Source organism: Aeromonas sp. DSM 116730 (assembly GCF_046581335.1).
GTDB classification, from domain to species: domain Bacteria; phylum Pseudomonadota; class Gammaproteobacteria; order Enterobacterales; family Aeromonadaceae; genus Aeromonas; species Aeromonas rivipollensis.
Map to the genome: position 1 here is coordinate 2,290,946 of NZ_CP144265.1, position 18,098 is coordinate 2,309,043.

Annotated in this window: 16 protein-coding genes; 5 read left to right on the forward strand and 11 right to left on the reverse strand. The window is 61.3% G+C overall.

Going from position 1 to position 18,098, the window contains the following annotated elements:
* Positions 1–19: 19 nt before the first annotated feature.
* Both Aeroheme_RS10435 and Aeroheme_RS10440 read right to left on the reverse strand, forming a co-directional pair.
* Complete coding sequence (locus Aeroheme_RS10435) at positions 20–760, reverse strand: CHAD domain-containing protein (protein ID WP_411165782.1); 741 nt, start codon at positions 758–760, stop codon at positions 20–22.
* 19 nt (positions 761–779) lie between these two features.
* Complete coding sequence (locus Aeroheme_RS10440; protein ID WP_106886796.1) at positions 780–1,052, reverse strand: acylphosphatase; 273 nt, start codon at positions 1,050–1,052, stop codon at positions 780–782.
* Positions 1,053–1,137: 85 nt separating this feature from the next.
* Here Aeroheme_RS10440 and Aeroheme_RS10445 point away from each other — a divergent pair, with 85 nt between their 5' ends.
* Positions 1,138–2,568: a methyl-accepting chemotaxis protein gene (locus tag Aeroheme_RS10445; protein ID WP_106886797.1), complete on the forward strand. Its 1,431-nt coding sequence runs from the start codon at positions 1,138–1,140 to the stop codon at positions 2,566–2,568.
* Positions 2,569–2,783: 215 nt separating this feature from the next.
* Positions 2,784–3,977, forward strand: a complete 1,194-nt coding sequence (locus tag Aeroheme_RS10450; protein WP_163154837.1) for a class I SAM-dependent methyltransferase — start codon at positions 2,784–2,786, stop codon at positions 3,975–3,977.
* 85 nt (positions 3,978–4,062) lie between these two features.
* On the opposite strand, the gene Aeroheme_RS10455 is transcribed toward Aeroheme_RS10450, so the two are convergent.
* From Aeroheme_RS10455 to Aeroheme_RS10470, 4 genes are all read right to left on the reverse strand, one after another.
* Complete coding sequence (locus tag Aeroheme_RS10455) at positions 4,063–4,464, reverse strand: hypothetical protein (protein ID WP_244463656.1); 402 nt, start codon at positions 4,462–4,464, stop codon at positions 4,063–4,065.
* 131 nt (positions 4,465–4,595) lie between these two features.
* Complete coding sequence (locus Aeroheme_RS10460; RefSeq protein ID WP_411165783.1) at positions 4,596–6,251, reverse strand: alkyl/aryl-sulfatase; 1,656 nt, start codon at positions 6,249–6,251, stop codon at positions 4,596–4,598.
* Positions 6,248–6,577, reverse strand: a complete 330-nt coding sequence (locus tag Aeroheme_RS10465; RefSeq protein ID WP_411165784.1) for a hypothetical protein — start codon at positions 6,575–6,577, stop codon at positions 6,248–6,250. The genes Aeroheme_RS10460 and Aeroheme_RS10465 overlap by 4 nt, the downstream gene beginning before the upstream one ends.
* A 197-nt stretch (positions 6,578–6,774) precedes the next feature.
* Positions 6,775–7,419 carry a glutathione S-transferase family protein gene (locus Aeroheme_RS10470; protein WP_411165785.1) on the reverse strand — a complete coding sequence of 215 codons (645 nt, stop codon included), beginning with the start codon at positions 7,417–7,419 and terminating at the stop codon, positions 6,775–6,777.
* A 335-nt stretch (positions 7,420–7,754) separates the two neighbouring features.
* On the opposite strand from Aeroheme_RS10470, the gene selD reads away from it, so the two are divergent.
* Genes selD through Aeroheme_RS10485 form a run of 3 tightly spaced genes read left to right on the forward strand, consistent with a single transcriptional unit; the run spans position 7,755 to position 10,613 of the window.
* Positions 7,755–8,792 (forward strand): selenide, water dikinase SelD, encoded by a 1,038-nt coding sequence (selD, locus tag Aeroheme_RS10475; protein WP_411165786.1) that lies wholly within the window; start codon positions 7,755–7,757, stop codon positions 8,790–8,792.
* 52 nt (positions 8,793–8,844) lie between these two features.
* Entirely contained in the window at positions 8,845–9,975 is a 1,131-nt protein-coding gene (gene mnmH, locus Aeroheme_RS10480) for a tRNA 2-selenouridine(34) synthase MnmH (protein ID WP_411165787.1), read from the forward strand.
* Complete coding sequence (locus tag Aeroheme_RS10485; RefSeq protein WP_262110290.1) at positions 9,969–10,613, forward strand: MBL fold metallo-hydrolase; 645 nt, start codon at positions 9,969–9,971, stop codon at positions 10,611–10,613. Before mnmH ends, Aeroheme_RS10485 begins: the two co-directional genes overlap by 7 nt.
* 118 nt (positions 10,614–10,731) lie before the next feature.
* On the opposite strand, the gene rplY is transcribed toward Aeroheme_RS10485, so the two are convergent.
* From rplY to Aeroheme_RS10510, 5 genes are all read right to left on the reverse strand, one after another.
* A complete protein-coding gene (rplY, locus tag Aeroheme_RS10490) occupies positions 10,732–11,019 on the reverse strand; it encodes a 50S ribosomal protein L25 (RefSeq protein ID WP_025326956.1) in 288 nt (95 codons plus the stop codon).
* Between the two features lie 163 nt (positions 11,020–11,182).
* Positions 11,183–12,025: a hypothetical protein gene (locus Aeroheme_RS10495; protein ID WP_411165788.1), complete on the reverse strand. Its 843-nt coding sequence runs from the start codon at positions 12,023–12,025 to the stop codon at positions 11,183–11,185.
* A gap of 110 nt (positions 12,026–12,135) precedes the next feature.
* Positions 12,136–16,050 carry an ATP-dependent RNA helicase HrpA gene (hrpA, locus tag Aeroheme_RS10500; RefSeq protein WP_411165789.1) on the reverse strand — a complete coding sequence of 1,305 codons (3,915 nt, stop codon included), beginning with the start codon at positions 16,048–16,050 and terminating at the stop codon, positions 12,136–12,138.
* 176 nt (positions 16,051–16,226) lie between these two features.
* The gene (locus Aeroheme_RS10505) at positions 16,227–16,649 is read right to left on the reverse strand and encodes a CBS domain-containing protein (RefSeq protein ID WP_106886806.1); all 423 of its coding nucleotides are present in this window, start codon (positions 16,647–16,649) and stop codon (positions 16,227–16,229) included.
* 82 nt (positions 16,650–16,731) lie between these two features.
* On the reverse strand, positions 16,732–17,802 hold the full coding sequence (locus Aeroheme_RS10510; RefSeq protein WP_111910592.1) for a helix-turn-helix transcriptional regulator: 1,071 nt from the start codon (positions 17,800–17,802) through the stop codon (positions 16,732–16,734).
* Positions 17,803–18,098 lie beyond the last annotated feature (296 nt).

Genomic DNA, 18,098 nt, shown 5'->3' on the forward strand with positions numbered 1-18,098 from the left:
TTTTTATTCCTCTTTCTCCCTAGCCTTGGCGCTGCAACGCCATCCGCAGACCTACAAGCTCCGCCTGCCGGCAGTCCAGCTGGTGCAACTGGCAGCGTATCGCCTCCCGCAGGGCGCGCACTTGCTTGTTCCGCCCCGTCTGGCGACGCAGCCGCCTGTGCCATTGCCGAGCGTCCTGCAACTGACCCAACCTGTCCTGCCACTCGATCAGCATGGAGAGCCAGGCTGGATCGCCCTCCCCCTGCCCCACCAGCAGCTCCACCCCATAACGGGTCTGCTTCAGGACCAGCCGCAACCTGTGCCAGTGACGCAACCGCAGCCTGTTGCCGGCAGAGTGCTCCAGCCCGGGATCGGCCATACAATCCGCCAGACCAAGCGCCAGATGAATCTGAAAAAGCGGCAGGGGATTGAAGTCGGCAGGGATCAGCAACAGCCGATCCAGCCAGCGCGCCAGTCGCACCGTCAGCATGGGCACCCGGGGGGCGGCCTCAGGGAGGGGCTTTCCGCCAAAGTGCACCGCATAGACCTGGGCGTCCCGCAGGGCGGAGAGTCTGCCCACCGCGCGCATCAGTCGCCGCTCCAGTCCGGGTTCATGGATCAGGGGACGCCAGAGGGCGAGCAGGGCCAGCAGGCGACGAGTCGCAATCCGGTAGCCATGGACCTCCTCCGATCCCGCCCGCTGGCGCAGGGCCAGGGTGGCGGCCCAGTATTGATCCATGAGACGGCGTGCCTGCTCCAGCCCCTTGCCCTGATCCATCATCTGCCAGCCTCCTGCCTGCTCAGTTGGTATGAAAACCGGAGCCCGTGGGGGGCAATGCCCGGGTGCACTCCATTCGGGTCACCGTGGCCGTTCGGGGCCCGTGTTCCAGCCAGCCCAGCATCATCTGCACCTTCTGCTCAGGGCCGGCGATCAGGATCTCCACAGAGCCATCTTCCAGGTTGTAGGCATGCCCCCTCAGCCCCAGCTGCAGTGCCCGCTCCCGGGTGAAGTAACGAAACCCCACCCCCTGTACCTGGCCCCACACCCGCACGACAAACGATTGCTCTCCCATTTATCACACCTTCCCCTTAAGAAATTTTCCCCCAGGGCGATAATGAGCACGACACTCTCTCCCCCTTGCAGGACGCAATACCATTATGAAAGAAGTTAAATTCCGGTGGGTTGACCGTTATCTCATTCACCTCACGATCAGCGAAAAATTTCTCATCACCTTCTGGTGCCCCTTGTTGTTCATCGCCTTTCTCACCTGGTACCTGCTGGCAGACGGCCATGATCAGCAGATGCAGATCCGGCTGGATCAACTCAAGCAACGGGTAGAGACCACGGCCCAGCTGATCACCCAGCAGCCCACCCTCACCCTGCCGGCCGAGCTCACCCTGGCGCCTACCGGCAGCACCGGTCTGACCCAGCAGGGAGATCGTTTTCAATATAGTGCCCAAGCCGGTCAGGCTGGTTTTGTCAGCGGCACCCTGGACGCCGGCAACTTTTCCATGTGGGATGGACAGGGGACGACCCTCACCATCATAGCCGTGCTGGCCGCCCTGCTTGCCCTCATCACCCACTATCTGATGACTTTCGTCTCCGGGGCCCTCTACTCCACCAACAAGGCGCTGCAGACGGTGGCGAACGGGGATCTCACCTTCCGCCTCAACTTCTTCCCGGTGCGGGACGAGTTCTCCATCCTGGCGGGCAGCATCGACCGCTTCACCGATCGCCAGCACAAGATAGTGCAACTTGTGGAGGAGTCCGCCGAGGCGCTCACCATGGCCGCCGACGAGTTCCGCGAGCACGCCAGTGACGGAGAGACCCTGGCCCGCGCCCAGCGCCAGCACATGGACTCCCTGGCCGCCGCCATGGAGCAGATGTCTGCGGCGATCCGCGAAGTCGCCCGCAATGCCAACGACACCCTGCTGCAGACCCGCCAATCCAGTGAAGAGGCGGCCAACGGCGCCCAGCGGGTGGCTCGCACCATTGCCGCCATCCGTACCCTGGCGGACGAGATAGGCAACGCCTCCGGCGCCGTCGAGCGGCTGACCCACAATGCCAACCGCATCAACGAGGTGGTCAACGTCATCAACGCCATCTCCCAGCAGACCAACCTGCTGGCGCTCAACGCCGCCATCGAGGCCGCCCGGGCCGGCGAGCAGGGCCGTGGCTTTGCCGTGGTGGCAGACGAGGTACGCACCCTCGCCAGCCGCACCCAACAGGCCACTGTGGAGATCCAGCAGATGATTGAAGAGCTGCAGGCCGGCACTGGGGCGCTTAACGACATCATGGAGAAGACGGTCGGGCGCGCCGCCAGCAGCCAGCAACTCATCACCGAGGTGGGCCAGGACATCGACAAGCTGAGCAGCCACAGCGACGCCGTGCTGGAGATGAGCACCCAGATCGCCACCTCCAGCGAAGAGCAGAGCTCGGTAGCAGAAGAGATCACCCGCAACCTGGACCAGGTGCGCCACGAGGCCAGCCGGGTGGAAGAGTCCGCCAGCGCCTCGGTCGCCGGCACCACAGGCCTCAAGGCCACCGCCACCGAGCTCGGCCAGGCCATGACGGGCCTGCGGATCTGACGCCAGCCCAGTGTCACAGAAAGGCCATCTCGCGGATGGCCTTTTTTTCACACCCTTTCCAGCATCCCGTCGGGGCGATACAAGGCGTTTTTGCGCATGGCGCGCGGCGCCACAACAGCTGCGCCTGTGCATTTATCGCTGCGACGCGGCTTGCGCACCAACCGCAACAGCCCCTACTATATGCCCCCTTCTCTTTTTAGCATCGGCAACTACCCATGAGCGCTTCCATCTATCTCGTCAAAGGCCGCGAAAAATCCCTGCTGCGCCGTCACCCCTGGATCTTCTCCAAGGGGATCGACAAGGTGCAGGGCAACCCCATCGATGGCGATACCGTCGAGATCTACTCAAACGATGGCAAGTGGCTCGCCCGGGGCGCCTGGTCAGGCAGCTCCCAGATCCGTGCCCGGGTCTGGACCTTCGACAAGGATGAAACCGTCGATCTCGACTTCTTCATCCGTCGCCTCAAATATGCCCAGGAGTCCCGGGACCCGCTGATCAAGCGTCAGGGCCTCACCGGCTATCGCCTCTGCGCCGCCGAATCCGACGGCCTGCCGGGCCTGACCATAGACCGTTACGCCAACTTCCTGGTGTGCCAAATTCTGTCTGCCGGGGCCGAGTTCCAGCGCGAGCTGATAACCCAAGCCCTGCGTACCCTCTACCCGGAGTGCAGCATCTATGAGCGTTCCGACGTGGCGGTACGCAAGAAGGAGGGGCTCAAAGAGCGCACCGGCGTCATCCATGGCGAGACCCCGACCGAGCCTGTGGTGATCGAGGAGAACGGCGGCGTCAAGATCCTGGTGGATATCCGCAACGGCCACAAGACCGGCTTCTATCTGGATCAGCGCGACAACCGCCTGGCCGCCGCCAAGTACACCGAAGGCAAGCGGGTGCTCAACTGCTTCTGCTACACCGGCGGTTTTGGCGTCTACGCCCTCAAGGGCGGCGCCCGTGAGGTGGTCAACGTCGATCTCTCCCAGAATGCCCTGGACATAGCCCGCCAGAACGCCGAGCTCAATGGTCTGGATACCAGCACCACCCAGTTCGTGCGCCACGACGTGTTCAAGCTGCTGCGGGAATACCGCGAGAAGGGCGAGAAGTTCGATGTGATAGTGCTGGATCCGCCCAAGTTTGCCGAGAGCAAGGCCCAGCTGCTGGGTGCCTGCCGCGGTTACAAGGACATCAACATGCTGGCGTTCCAGCTGTTGGCGCCGGGTGGTGTGCTCTTGACCTACTCCTGCTCCGGCCTGATGGAGCAGAGCCTGTTCCAGAAGATAGTGGCCGATGCGGCCCTCGATGCTGGTCGCGATGCCCAGATCCTGGAGCTGCTCTCCCAGGCTTCCGATCACCCCATAGGTACCGCCTATCCGGAAGGCTTCTACCTCAAGGGTCTGGTGGTGCGCGCCCGCTGATCCTGGCGACGACACCAATCTGCATTGCATGAATGTCGCCAATAAAAAGGCCGCCCAACGGGCGGCCTTTTCGTTATCGGTTGTATCAACGACGGGCGATCTCCCTTGCAAGGGCCTGGTCCAGCCGTTGCAACAAGACACCACCAGCATCCTCATCGATCCGCATCACTCCCAACGCCACGGCGTCGCTCGCCGAGAGACGTCCCGCCAGCAAGGCATCAATGGCAGCCTCGCTCAGCAGCACCACCCTGTCACCCTCGACGGGCCCCTGAGTGTGACTCTGCAACAACAGTGTCTGTTTGCCCCTCAACCTGGACCAGAGCCCTGAATCCACCAGCAGAATGGACACATTGCCCGGAATACCAGTCGTTTTCAGACTCGCTCTCAGTTGATTGAGCCACTGGTAGCTGCGGGAAAACCCCTCTTTGCCCATGATGGCGGGGATGGGGTTCAGCTTGTCCGTCGAGATGGCTGCCGAGGTCGCCATTGCGATGTCCAACGAGCCTGGCCAACTGAGCTGGAAGGGATTATCCCAGGCCATGTCATAGCCGCAAGCCCTGGTCGTGGGGGAAGCCCCCAGGACCAGGGCGCAGAGCAGGAGTCGAGCTAATGGCTTGATCATGGGGTAACGATGTTGAACCAGAACTCGAAGTTGTCCAGATAGCTGAGCACTTCCTTGAGTTTATCGGCATTGCCGTTGATCTTGATGTCCCCTGCGGCCACCGCCTGTTCGAAGGTGGTTTGCTTGAGCAGCAGGTTATTGAGCACATCGCGCGAGAGCGTGATGGTCGCATCGGCCTTCTCGTCCTGGGCATTGGCGGTGTTGTTGAGCACACCATTTTCCAGCTCGATCTTGTACTTACCTCCCTGATCCCCGAAGTCGAAGTTCAGCATTGCATGGGCATTGCCTGCCTTTTCACTGTTCAGACGCACTGCCAGGTAGTCAAAGAACATATCCAGTGACATGGCGCGCACCGTATCCGGGCTGGCGGTATTCGGGGTCGCCAACTGCTTGACACCACCACGCAGCTCCTTGGCACCGGTCAGGTAGAAGTTACGCCACGGGCCGGATTCGGCCTGATAACCCAACTGCTCGAGGGCATCGGCTTCCAGGGCGCGAGCCGCCTGGTTATCCGGATCGGCGAAGACCACCTTGCTGGTCACCTGGGCGACCCAGCGATAATTGCCTTGAGCAAAATCCTCTTTCGCTTTTTTCAGGATATTGTCGGCACCGCCCATGTAATCGACATACTTCTTGGCGGCCTCCACCGGCGGCAGCTCATCCAGGGTGGCCGGGTTACCGTCAAACCAGCCCAGATAGAGCACATAGGTCGCCTTGACGTTGTGGCTGATGGAGCCATAGTAGCCCCGGCTGGACCAGGTGTTGGCCAGGTTGTCCGGCAACTTGAACTTGGCGGCGATTTCATCACGGGTATAGCCGTGGTTGATCATCCGCAGGGTTTCATCGTTGATAAAGCGATAGAGGTCACGCTGGGACTTGAGCAGTGTCGTGACCTCCTCGTTCCCCCAGGTAGGCCAGTGGTGCTGGGCGAAGATCACCTCTGCCTTGTCGCCCCACATGGTCAGGGCCTGATTCAGGTATTTGGACCAGGGCAGCGGCTCACGGATCTTGGCGCCACGCAGGGAGTAGGTGTTATGCAGGGTATGGGTGGCATCTTCGGCCGCAGAGATGGCCTTCTTCTCTTCGATGTACCAGAGCATCTCGGCTGGCGCTTCGGAGCCCGGTGCCATCATGAACTCATAGGTCAGGCCATCGATACTCTCTTTCTGACCCGTCTTGGTGATGTAATTCGTTGGCGCAATAAGGGTCACGGTACCGGCGGACGTGGTGGTACCTAGCCCTGCGCCCACCTGCCCCTTGGCATCAGGCGGCAGCAGGTTGCCATACATATAGCTGGCGCGGCGACTCATGGCGTTGCCTGCCATGATGTTTTCGGCTACGGCCGCCTCCATGAAGCCCTCGGGGGCATAGACCTTGACCTTGCCGGACTTGACGTCCTCTTCATTGACTACCCCTTTGACGCCGCCATAGTGGTCGACATGGCTGTGGGTGTAGATCACGGCCTTGACCGGTTTGTTGCCGCGATGCTTGTAGTAGAGATCCAGACCAATTTTGGCTGTCTCCGCCGAAATCAAGGGATCCACTATGGTGATGCCATCCTTGCCTTCGATGATGGTCATGTTGGACAGATCGAGGTTGCGCACCTGGTAAATGCCATCCGTGACCTCAAACAGACCACTGATGTTGATCAACTGCGACTGGCGCCAGAGGCTGGGGTTGACGCTATCGTATCGGGTGCCTTGTCCCCCTCCTTGATGAAAGCGTATTTGGTCGGATCCCAGATCACATTGCCTTGCTCGCCCTTGATCACTGCATCTGGCAGCGCGGCGATAAAGCCTTTGTGGGCATTGGTGAAATCTGTCTTGTTGGCGAAGGGGAGCTGCTTGTAGAGGGCATCATTGGCCGCTTTGGTCGCTGTCGTCGCCTCTTTGGGGCTCTCTTGAGCAAAGCCTGGCATGGCCACGGTGACGAGCATACCCGCCAATGCAACACTCTTGGCAATCTGGGTCAGTCTCATGCATGAATCCTCAATTGATTAACCTGTTTGTTGATCGTACCAATACGAATTGGCAACGAAATGATAACTGCTCAACCAATATAGTGGACTGGAATCGAATGACAACCCTTTGTTTCCGTTAACTTATCGTTGCATCAATCAATGGGCGTACTCCTGTGACCACGCTGACCGTACGTCGCCCATGAGCAAGGCTCATCTCAATCGCGAGCCGGCGCCCCCAGGGGGAAGTAGTGGCGATAGGGCCGGGCTTCATCCACCCCCCGGACTATGGAGGGGTGACCCAGCAGGCGGGCGCGGTAGGCACACAGCCTGGTGAGTGAGTGCGGGATCTCATGGGCCCAGTCGGCATAGAAGAGCGAGGGGGCGGCGGCGCAATCGGCCAGGGTGAACGCCTCCCCTGCCGCCCAGGTGCGTCCGGCGAGGCGCTGGTCCAGCCAGGGGTAGATCTTGTCCAGCAGCTCCCGGGCCTGGGCGACGCCGTAGCCATCGTGATCCCCCGCCGGGCGCATCCTGTCCAGCACCACCTTCTGCATGGGCGTCATCACATAGTTGTCGAACAGGCGATCGAGCATGTGAACCTCGATCCCCGCCTCCCCCTCAGGCACCAGACAATGGGGGCCGGGATGCGCCCATTGGAGATATTCGATGATGGTGCTGCTCTCTATCAGGGTGCGCCCCTGATCCACCAGCACCGGAAAGCGTTTGAGGGGCCAGAGGCTGGCGAGTTCGGCCTTCACCGTCGCCGCCTCCAGGTTGAGGTAATCAAACGTGACGTCATTCTCGTAGAGGGCGATCAGCACCTTCTGGCTATAGGACGAAAAGGGATGGGCATAGAGTTTCATCGGGATAACTCCTTGTGTGGGTGGCACCCTGCCAGTCTATTCCCATCTGGCATCCTTTGCCGCCGGGGCCACCCACAGCCCCGCCAATGATGGCGTCTCCTGGCCCTCTTGCAGTCAATGGGGTTCGGAATCCTCACGCTCTTTGTGGCATAATGCGCCGTCCCGTGACTCCGTTGGCGCGACCCTGGGGGCCAGACTCTCAATGCCACCCGGCACGCCCTGCCGGCCCGCCGCCCATCCGGATCACCCGTCTCTGGTGGACCCTTCACACAGGTCACACCGTTATCGCGCCGCGTCACGCGCGCCGACATGAGTTTGAACCAAGAGGGGTAAGCATGTCTTCCATTCGTCTGACCCAGTACAGCCACGGCGCTGGCTGTGGGTGCAAAATCTCCCCCAAGGTGCTCGACACCATTTTGAAGAGCCAGATCCCGGGCTTTGACGATCCTACCCTGATCGTCGGCAACAGCAGCAAGGATGACGCCGCCGTGGTGGACATCGGCAACGGTCAGGGCATAGTCTCCACCACCGACTTCTTCATGCCCATCGTCGACGATCCCTTCACCTTCGGCCGCATCGCCGCCACCAACGCCATCAGCGACATCTACGCCATGGGCGGCAAGCCCATAGTCGCCATCGCCATCCTCGGCTGGCCCATCAACACGCTGGCGCCTGAGATTGCCCAGCAGGTGATCGACGGTGGTCGTCAGGTGTGTCACGAGGCGGGCATCTCGCTCGCCGGTGGCCACAGTATCGATGCCCCCGAGCCCATCTTCGGCCTGGCGGTGACCGGCATAGTACCGCTCGATGCCATCAAGCAGAACGACACCGCCAAGGTGGGTGATGTGCTCTATCTCACCAAGCCCCTTGGCATCGGCATACTCACCACGGCCCAGAAGAAGGGCAAGCTCAAGCCCGAGCACGAGCAACTGGCTCCCGAGGCCATGTGCACCCTCAACAAGATTGGCCAGCAGTTTGCGGCCCTGCCCGGCGTGCACGCCATGACGGACGTCACCGGCTTCGGGCTGGCGGGCCACCTGCTGGAGATGTGCGAAGGCTCAGGGGTATGCGCTCGCCTCGACTTCAAGGCGCTGCCCCTGCTGGACGAGGTGGATCACTACCTGTCCGAGGGCTGCGTGCCGGGCGGTACCCTGCGCAACCACGACTCCTATGGCCACAAGCTCGATGCCATGAGTGAGCGCACCCGCAACATACTGTGCGATCCCCAGACCAGCGGCGGCCTGCTGGTGGCCGTCGGCCAGGAAACCGAGGCCGAATTCCTCGCCATTGCCGAGCAGGCCGGGTTGAGACTCTCCCCCATTGGCCGCTTGCAGCCACTGGATGGCGCGCGCTTTATCGAGGTCATCAAATGAGTGCACTGCGGTTTGTTGCCAAGACGGCACCGGCCTGCCGGGGGGATGCGCGATGAGTGAACTGCCACTGGCCAGGGATCTCGCCGCCATCTTCCTGGAGGATATTCCCCTCATCGATCTGCGCGCCCCCGTCGAATTTCAGGAAGGGGCCTTTCCCAACGCCGTCAGTCTGCCGCTGATGACGGATGACGAACGCGCCCAGGTGGGCACCTGTTACAAGCGGCAGGGTCAGGCGGCGGCCATTGAACTCGGCCACAAGCTGGTGGGGGGCGCCGTGCGCGCCGCGCGTATCGAAGGATGGCTGGCGCAGTTGCGCCAGCAGCCCGATGCCCTGCTCTACTGTTTTCGCGGCGGCCTGCGCTCGCAGACGGTGCAGCAGTGGCTGTCCGAGGCGGGGGTCATCCGCCCCCGGGTGGCCGGCGGCTACAAGGAGCTGCGCCGCTTTCTCATCGATACCCAGGAGAGCGCCAGCGCCCAGTGTCACTGGCGCGTGCTGACCGGCATGACAGGCTCCGGCAAGACCCACATGCTGGCCAACATTGCCCAGTCGGTTGATCTGGAAGGGCACGCCCATCACAGGGGATCCTCCTTTGGCCAGTTGCCGGGAGGCCAGCCCAGCAACATCAACTTCGAGAACCGGCTGGCCATAGAGCTGCTCAAGCGCCGCCACCAGGGCGAGCATGCCTTCGTGGTGGAAGACGAGAGCCGCCTCATCGGTCGCTGCGCCCTGCCTCTTAACCTCTATGAGGCCATGTGCCAGGCCCCCCTGGTGGTGGTAGAGGTGCCCCAGGAGGAGCGAGCCGAGCAGATCCGGGTGGATTACGTGCAGGATCTCTGGCAACGCTATCTGGAGATGCATGGGCCAGAGGCGGGCTGGCCGCTGTTTGCCGGCTACCTGACCGATGCCCTGGCCCGGCTCAAGCGCCGCCTCGGGGACAAGGATCACCGGGAGCTGGATGGCTTGATGCAGGCCGCCCTCAAGGAGCAGGCCAACACTGGGGATACGGCGCTGCACCTCGCCTGGATCCGCCTGCTGCTGACCCGCTACTATGACCCCATGTACCTCTATCAGCTGAACAACAAACGCGAGCGGATCCAGTTTCGCGGTGACAAGCAGGCCTGCCTCGCCTACTTCGCCGAGCAGCACGCCCGTCAGACCCCTCAGGAGAGTCCCACATGTTGAAGTTCGAGGTGATCCCGGTCACCCCTTTCGCCCAGAATTGTTCCCTCATCTGGTGTGACGAGACCCATCAGGCGGCGCTGATCGACCCGGGTGGCGAGGCGGACAAACTGCTGGCGGCCATCGCCAAACGGGGGCTGACCCTGACCCATATACTGCTGACCCACGGTCATCTGGATCACGTGGGGGCCGCCAACCAGCTACGCGAGCAGACCGGCGTACCCATCACCGGGCCCCACAAGGAAGATGCCTTCTGGCTCGACATGCTGCCCCAGCAGAGCCAGATGTTCGGCTTCGCCCATGCTCCGGCCTTTACACCGGATGGCTGGCTTGAGCAAGGCGACAAGGTGCAGCTGGGCCACTGCGAGCTGGAGGTCTATTTCTGCCCGGGCCATACCCCGGGGCACATAGTGCTGCTCTGCCAGGCCGAGCGACTCGCCTGGGTGGGAGACGTGCTCTTTGCCGGCAGCATAGGCCGTACCGATTTTCCCCGTGGGGATCACGCTACCCTGATCAAGTCGATCACCGAGACCCTGCTGCCCCTCGGGGATGACATCGTCTTCGTGCCCGGCCACGGCCCCAGCTCCACCTTTGGTCGCGAGAAGGCGAGCAATCCCTACCTCAGCCAGCCGGTCTGGTAGAGAGGAAAAAGACGAGAGGGCGACCCCGGGGTCGCCCTCTTTCATGGCTGCGGCAAGAACGCCAGAATGCAAAAAGCCACTCCGAGGAGTGGCTTTTCATTCAACCGGACTGACGCAATTAGATGCGTACGAAGTCCAGGTGAACCAGCTTGTAACGTACCGGGTGACGTTGGATCGCCTTGACGTTTACTTTTACTTCTTCGCCGTTGATGACCAGGGTCAGCTCGGAGGAGTAGAACTCCGGCTTCTCTTGGGCCAGGATCAGCTTTTTGTGGTCCAGGGTAACGGACACGGCTTCTTTGCCTGCACCGTAAACGATGGCAGGAACTTGGTCAGCATGACGCAGGCGGCGGCTCGCACCTTTCCCCAGGTCAGAACGGACTTCAGCTTGGAATACGAAAGACATAGTGGTTATCTCTTTTAAGATGAATATATGGTGTTGACTGCGACCGGTCAGCACCTCGCAAAACGAGCGCGAATACTAGCATGGGCCCGGGGTGGATACAAGGGACGCGCGACTCGCCATCTGCCCCGCCCCTCAGCGGCATCAGATCTTATCCGAACGCGGCTCAGCGCCCCTGCTCCAGACGGGCAAACTGCTGCTGGCGCTGGGCCGGGCTCATGGCGTCAAACTGGGCCAGGGTCTCGGCCTTGGGGCAGTAGAGGCGCTGGCCTGTCTGTACCCTTATCCCCTTGCCCATTCCGGGGCGATTCTCCTCCACCAGCGCCAGCAGATAGCTGTAGGTATCAGACCCGCTGCCCACCTTCGCCTGGAGCTGGCTGGCGATGCGCCAGAGCGTCTCCCCCGCCGCCACCTGATGACAGACTCGCGACGCCCCTCCCGCCGCAGTCGCGGACAGAGTCAGGGTGGTCCCCTCGGCTCCCTGGCCCAGGCTGGCGATTTGCATGGCCCCGACCTGAGCAGGAGTCCCCTGAGAGATGGGCGCAGTCCGCCCCATCAAATTGGCCAGCAGCGGCTCGCTCTGCGGCATCCGCCCCCTCCCCGCACTCGATCCCGGCAAGGAGAACTCGGCGATAAAGGCCGCCCCTCCCTGATCCTCGGGGGAGAGAGAGCCGCTGGCGACGGGCTGCACGGCCGAATGCGGGGCCATGCCATAGGCCATCTCATCGATGCGCTTGAGCCTTGCCAGATAGGCCTTGGAGAGCTGGGCCTCCCCTTCGAACAGATCGAAGGGGGGCACCAGACGGGCGGGAAACAGGATCTGCCAGTGGCCGTTCTTCTTCTTCTGTTCGAGCGGCGGGAACTGGTTGCCCCGCCAGGCCACGAAGATGGGAGGCACGGCTCTGTGCACCGGATAGTACTCCGGGTTGAGCTGCACCCAGGTTTGCTCCGCAATGGGCTGATAGCCGCTGATGTTGACCAGCGCAACCCCCAACCAGATCCCCAGCATGTGATGGCCTCCCTTCCTGCGCTTCCCTGGCTCTTATCGCCACACTCTTCGTCGCACTCTTCGCCACGCTCTTTGTCACGCTATGGCTCAGAAAACAGATAGATAGCAGCTTAGCACTGGGTTATGGCGCTCTGCACCCGTTTATCCGAGATAGGATAGGGCGTCCCCAGCTGCTGGGCGAAGAAGGAGACCCGCAGCTCCTCTATCATCCAGCGGATATTGGCCACCTCGGGGGGGACCGGCTGGGATTTGGGGATCTTGGCGAGCAGCGCCTTGTAGTCGCTCTCGACGCTCTGCACCTTGAGCATATGGACCCTGTCCCGGTTGGGATCGATGGCCAGCTTCTCGAGGCGCCGCTCGATGGCGCGCAGGTAGCGCAACAAGTCAGGCAGGCGCTGCCATCCGGTCTCGGTCACGAACCCCTTGTGAATGAGGTTGCCCAGCTGCAACTGGATATCCGACATGGCAAAGGCGGTGTCGAGCTGCATCTTGCCCTTGAGCCGCTTCTTGATCTCATGGGAGAGGGTCAGCACGGCTTCCACTTGGCTTGCCACCTCCACCACGGCATCGTTGAGCTCGGCACGGACAAACTCCTTGAGCGACTCGAAACCGGCCTCGTCCCAAGCCAGGCCGCCGTGCTGCTCCATGAGCTTGTCACAGCCGCAGGCGATGCAGTCGTCAATCAGCTCGGCCACCTTGCCAAAGGGGTTGAAGTAGAGCCCGAGCTTGGCCTTGTTCGGCAGCTTCTCCTGCAGATACTTGATGGGAGATGGCACGTTGAGCAGCACCAGCCGGCGCTGCCCCGCCCACATCAGCTGCTGCTGGGCCACCGGGCTCTCCACCAGCTGGATGGCGACCGAGTCTTTCTGATCCACCAGGGTCGGATAGGCCTTCACCTCGAAGCCGCTCCGCTTCTGGCTGTACTCCTGGGGCAGCTCGCCAAAGCTCCACAGGGTCAGGCCCGACTGCTCGATGTCGTCGTCCGCCACCTGGGAGAGGGTCTCCTGCACCTTGCCGCGCAGAGATTCCTTCAGCGCCTCCAGATCCTTGCCTTCCGCTACTTTCTTGTGCTTGTCGTCCACCACCCGGAAGGTGAGTTTCAGGTGATCGGGTACCGATGCCCAGTCCCAGGCTTCCCGGGGCACGGTGACCCCAGTCATGCGGCGCAGCTGGCGCTCCATCTCGTCCAGCAGCGGCCCCTGCTCGGGATTGAGGGTGGCGAGCAGCGCATCGGCGTAGTTCGGGGCCGGCACGAAGTTCTTGCGCATCGGCTTGGGCATCGACTTGATGAGGGCCACCAAGAGCTCGTGGCGCAGCCCGGGGATCAGCCACTCGAACCCCTTCACCTCCACCTGATTCAAGAGCGGCAGTGGAATATGCAGGGTGACGCCATCGGCGGCCTCCCCCGGCTCGAACTGGTAGGTCAGCTTGAGCTTGAGGCGCCCCTGCTGCCAGAAGTTGGGGTAGTCGAGATCGCTGATGTGGGCGGCATCCCCCTTCATCAGCATCTCTTTCTCGAAGTTGAGCAGCTCGGGATCCTGCTTCTGCGCCTCTTTCCACCACTTGTCGAAGTGACGGGCGGAGATCACCTCCTCCGGCAGGCGGGCATCGTAGAAGCGGAACAGATCCTCGTCATCCACCAGGATGTCGCGACGACGCGACTTGTGCTCCAGCGCCTCCACCTCGGCCAGCAGCTTGCGGTTCTCGCCAAAGAAGCGGTGGCGGGTCTCGAAGTCCCCCTCCACCAGCGCGCGGCGGATAAAGAGCTCGCGGCACTGAGCCGGATCGATGCGGCTGAAGTTGATGGTGCGCTCGTTGACCAGCGTCAGGCCGTAGAGGGTTACCTTCTCCTTGGCCATGACGGCGCCGTTTTTCTTCGACCAGTGGGGATCGCTGTGGTGCAGCTTGATGAGGTGCGCCGCCAGGGGCTCTACCCATTCCGGCTCGATCTTGGCGTTGATGCGGGCGTAGAGGCGGGAAGTCTCCACCAATTCTGCGGCCATCACCCACTTGGGCGGCTTCTTGAACAAGCCCGAGGCCGGGAAGAGGTGGAAGCGGCCGTTGCGGGCGCCGAGAAACTCCGGCTTCTCCAGATCCTTGTTGCCGATATGGCTGAGCAGCCCCGTCAGCAGGGCGCAGTGCACCGTCTTGAAATCCGCCGGCTCATGGTTGGCTTTGAAGCCAAGCTCTTTCACCGTCTGGCGCAGCTGGAAATGAATGTCCTGCCACTCGCGCACCCGCAGGTAGGAGAGAAACTCCTTCTGGCACATGCGGCGGAAGGGGTTGCTGCCGAGGAGATCCTGCTGCTCTTTGAGGTAATTCCACAGATTGACGAAGGCGAAGAAATCGGAATCCTTGTCCTCGAAGCGTCTGTGCTGCTCGTCGGCGGCCTGTTTCTTCTCCATGGGCCGCTCGCGGGGATCCTGGATGCTGAGGCCGGCGGTGATCACCATCACCTCGCTCAGACAGCCGGTTTGCGCCGCCGTGATCACCATCTTCGCCAGACGGGGATCAAGGGGGATGCGCGAGAGCTGGCGACCGGTTTCGGTCAGCTGCAGCTTGGGCTCCTGCTCCCGGGTGCCGGGCAGCTCTTTGACCGCCTCTAGCTCTTTCAAGAGAGTCAAACCATCCTTGATATGGCGCGACTCTGGCGGCTCGACGAAGGGGAAGGCCTCCATGTTGCCAAGGCCGAGCGCCAGCATCTGCAAGATGACGGAGGCCAGGTTGGTGCGCAGGATCTCGGGATCGGTAAAGGCCGGACGGCCGTTGAAATCTTCTTCCGAGTAGAGGCGGATACAGATACCGTCCGCCACCCGGCCGCAGCGCCCTTTACGCTGGTTGGCGCTGGCCTGGGAGACAGGCTCTATGGGCAGGCGCTGCACCTTGGTGCGCCAGGAGTAACGGCTGATGCGGGCGGTGCCCGGATCGATGACGTAACGGATGCCCGGCACCGTCAGCGAGGTCTCCGCCACGTTGGTGGCGAGCACTATGCGCCGCCCGGCATGTTGCTGGAACACCTTGTTCTGCTCGGCATTGGAGAGGCGGGCGTAGAGCGGCAGCACATCTGTGTCGCGCAGGTTGAGCTTGCGCAGGGCGTCGGCGGTGTCACGAATTTCCCGCTCGCCGTTCATGAAGATGAGGATGTCCCCCAGCCCCTCCCGGGCCAGCTCTTCGACTGCATCGAAGATGCCCTGCAGCTCGTCGCGCTCCTCCAGCCCCTCGCTCTTGTCGCTGCTTTTTTTATCAACAAACAGGGGGCGGTAGCGCACCTCCACCGGATAGGTGCGCCCTGAGACTTCTATGATGGGCGCCTGGTTGAAATGGCGGGAGAAGCGCTGGGGATCTATGGTGGCCGAGGTGATGATCACCTTGAGATCCGGGCGCCTTGGCAGCAGCTGCTTGAGATAGCCCAGGATGAAGTCGATGTTGAGGCTGCGCTCGTGGGCCTCATCGATGATGATGGTGTCGTACTGGGTGAGCATGCGGTCGTGCTGGATCTCCGCCAGCAGGATACCGTCTGTCATCAGCTTGATATGGGTCTGCTCGCTCACCTGATCGGTAAAGCGCACCTTGTAGCCCACGTACTGGCCGAGCTCTGACTCCATCTCTTCCGCGATACGGGCCGCTACCGTGCGGGCCGCGAGGCGCCGCGGCTGGGTGTGGCCTATATAGCCCTTGACCCCGCGCCCGAGCGAGAGACAAATCTTGGGGATCTGGGTGGTCTTGCCCGAGCCGGTTTCGCCGGCGATGATCACCACCTGGTGTTCACTGATCGCCTTTGCTATCTCCGCCTGCTTCTGGCTGACCGGCAGGTTGTCCGGGTAAGTGACCCTGGGCACGCCCGCCAGACGGGATTGATAGCGCGATTCGGCCACCGCCAGATCGGCTGCTAGGGTCTCCAGCATGGCGGTCTGTTTGCCTTCCGGCAGCTTCTTGACCCCGTGCAGACGGCTGGAAAGGCGACGGGCATCGAGATTCATGCAGGCAGAGAGACGGCGGCGCAGCGCCTCGATAGAGAGAGACAAGGTAGGAATTCCTTAAATAAGTGCCCAGAGGGGCCATATCGATAAGCTGGGAGCGATCCTAAAGAGCGAGCGGGGGCGGTGCAAGCCTTAAAGCGGCACCGGCAAGGTTCTATGGCGCTGCGGGCAATAAAAAGAGCAGGCCCCCGGCCTGCTCCCGATGATCCGGCAAAACCGGATCAAACCCTGGCCTGATGCACGAAGCAGGTCCCCAGCTGGGCGTGAATGGCCTGCATCACGTTGTGGCGGCTGATCACCCCGAGCAGACGACCCTCCTCCACCACGGGATAGATCTTCGGCTTTTGGCCCATCATCATCTCCGCCAGATCCAGGATGCTGGTGTCTGGCCCCACGGCCAGCACCTCCTTGCGCATCACATCCTTGACCTGGGCCACCTGCTCGCAGTGATAGGCCTCTTTCAACATGACGGCAATGCAATCCTGCTCGGACACCCAGCCAATCAGGTGCCCCAGGCTGTCCACCACGGGGCCGCCGAGCTGATGACTGTTGAGAAACTTGGTGACCGCATTTTGCACCATCATGTCCGCGCTGAACGTGATGGGCTTGGTCTGCATATAATCCCTTGCCTTGAGTGATTCCATGACGCTTCCCCCGACAGGCCTCCCGACGGGAGGCGCGAGCCAGGCACTATGCCCGGCTCACTCCAAGCATAGCTGGTGCCTATCAGGAGATGGATTGCAGCAGCAGCAGCAGCTCGTTCTGGCTGTGGCAGTCGGTCTTCTTGAACACCCCCTTGAGGGTGGAGCGCACTGTTTCCACTTTGACACCGCGCAGTTCGGCGATGTCGTTGCTGCTGTAGCCCTTACTCATCAGCACCAGCAGCTCCTTCTCGCCTATGGTGAGGGGATAGAGGCTGGCCAGCGCCTCTATGTCCGGGTTGAAAGAGTGCTCGGGATCGCGCAATACCACTTCCACATAGCGCTCGAAGCGGCTGAGGCCGCTCATCAGGGTGCACTGGATCAGCAGGGGCCTGAGATTGGACTGACGGGGAATGGACATATAGGCGCTGGCGCCTGGCAGCAAATAGGCAAAGCCATTCAAGGTCTCCTTGAGCTGGCGTTGCTGCTCCTTATTTTGCAAAGAGAAAATACCATTGACCGCCCGCAGCTCGACGTTTTCATCGGCGATGCGGTTGAACGCCACATTGGAATAATGAATATGCCCCTTGTCATCTATGATGGCGCTGGGCTTATTATGGTTTTTCACCAGTTGCTGCAGCTGATAGTTCTGGGTTTCCAGGGCCAGCAGGTTCCAATAATGCTGGCTCCAGGCGGCCAGACCAGAATAGATCTCTGTCAAGGAGCTGAGATCCCGGCTGCTGAAGTCATCCTGAGCGGCGCCGCGGTAACTGCACAGGGTGCTGAGACCTCGCCCCTTCACCCGGCAGACGCCGCCCGCAGCAAACTGGGCACCGAAGCTGGCCAGCAGCCCCACCGAGCTGGAGATGGTATTGGCGCTGACGATCCCCTGGCAGCCCTTGTCCAGATAATGATTGAACCACACATCCTGGCGATGGTGCTGCACATAAAATTGCTGCTGGGCCTCGGTCAAGCCGCTGGAAAAGAGCTTTATTCCGTCGCTCTTGTCATCATCCCGCAATAAAAACAGGGATGAACTGCCGGACAGGTCGGCGCGAAATTGGTCCACCACCAACTTAATGTCAGAATCATTAATACCGCACTCGTATAACTGGCTGATATAGGGCGATATCCTTTCTTTCTCTAATGCCTTCACACCCGAACTCCTAATTCTTATTTTTATTGAAGTGGCATCTTACTCCGCAATGAGATACTCGAAAAGTAGTCAAATGAACAAAGGCTTTATGAGCATTTCATAAATAGTTATAAGAAAGCCTCCCTCGATGAGGGCAGTGAAAATGTTTAAATCCGGGCTCAGGTTTTCCGCTTTTTTGGTCGTTATGGAAAAGCTTTATTGGCCCGGTTCCTGCCTGCCCTTCCTGCCGCCTTGCCTCTCTTGCCTCTCTTGCCATGACGCTCCTTGCACGGCCGCTCTGTAAAGACCAGACAGCA

Excerpts from the sequence above, each read along its gene's own strand:
- mnmH (WP_411165787.1), top strand. The coding sequence starts at position 8,845 with ATGAGTGAACTGCCACTGGCCAGGGATCTCGCCGCCATCTTCCTGGAG.
- Aeroheme_RS10445 (WP_106886797.1), top strand. The coding sequence starts at position 1,138 with ATGAAAGAAGTTAAATTCCGGTGGGTTGACCGTTATCTCATTCACCTC.
- Aeroheme_RS10485 (WP_262110290.1), top strand. The coding sequence starts at position 9,969 with ATGTTGAAGTTCGAGGTGATCCCGGTCACCCCTTTCGCCCAGAATTGT.
- Aeroheme_RS10465 (WP_411165784.1), bottom strand. The coding sequence starts at position 6,577 with ATGAGACTGACCCAGATTGCCAAGAGTGTTGCATTGGCGGGTATGCTC.
- Aeroheme_RS10470 (WP_411165785.1), bottom strand. The coding sequence starts at position 7,419 with ATGAAACTCTATGCCCATCCCTTTTCGTCCTATAGCCAGAAGGTGCTG.
- selD (WP_411165786.1), top strand. The coding sequence starts at position 7,755 with ATGTCTTCCATTCGTCTGACCCAGTACAGCCACGGCGCTGGCTGTGGG.
- Aeroheme_RS10440 (WP_106886796.1), bottom strand. The coding sequence starts at position 1,052 with ATGGGAGAGCAATCGTTTGTCGTGCGGGTGTGGGGCCAGGTACAGGGG.
- Aeroheme_RS10450 (WP_163154837.1), top strand. The coding sequence starts at position 2,784 with ATGAGCGCTTCCATCTATCTCGTCAAAGGCCGCGAAAAATCCCTGCTG.
- Aeroheme_RS10455 (WP_244463656.1), bottom strand. The coding sequence starts at position 4,464 with ATGGCGACCTCGGCAGCCATCTCGACGGACAAGCTGAACCCCATCCCC.
- rplY (WP_025326956.1), bottom strand. The coding sequence starts at position 11,019 with ATGTCTTTCGTATTCCAAGCTGAAGTCCGTTCTGACCTGGGGAAAGGT.
- Aeroheme_RS10435 (WP_411165782.1), bottom strand. The coding sequence starts at position 760 with ATGATGGATCAGGGCAAGGGGCTGGAGCAGGCACGCCGTCTCATGGAT.
- Aeroheme_RS10505 (WP_106886806.1), bottom strand. The coding sequence starts at position 16,649 with ATGGAATCACTCAAGGCAAGGGATTATATGCAGACCAAGCCCATCACG.
- Aeroheme_RS10495 (WP_411165788.1), bottom strand. The coding sequence starts at position 12,025 with ATGCTGGGGATCTGGTTGGGGGTTGCGCTGGTCAACATCAGCGGCTAT.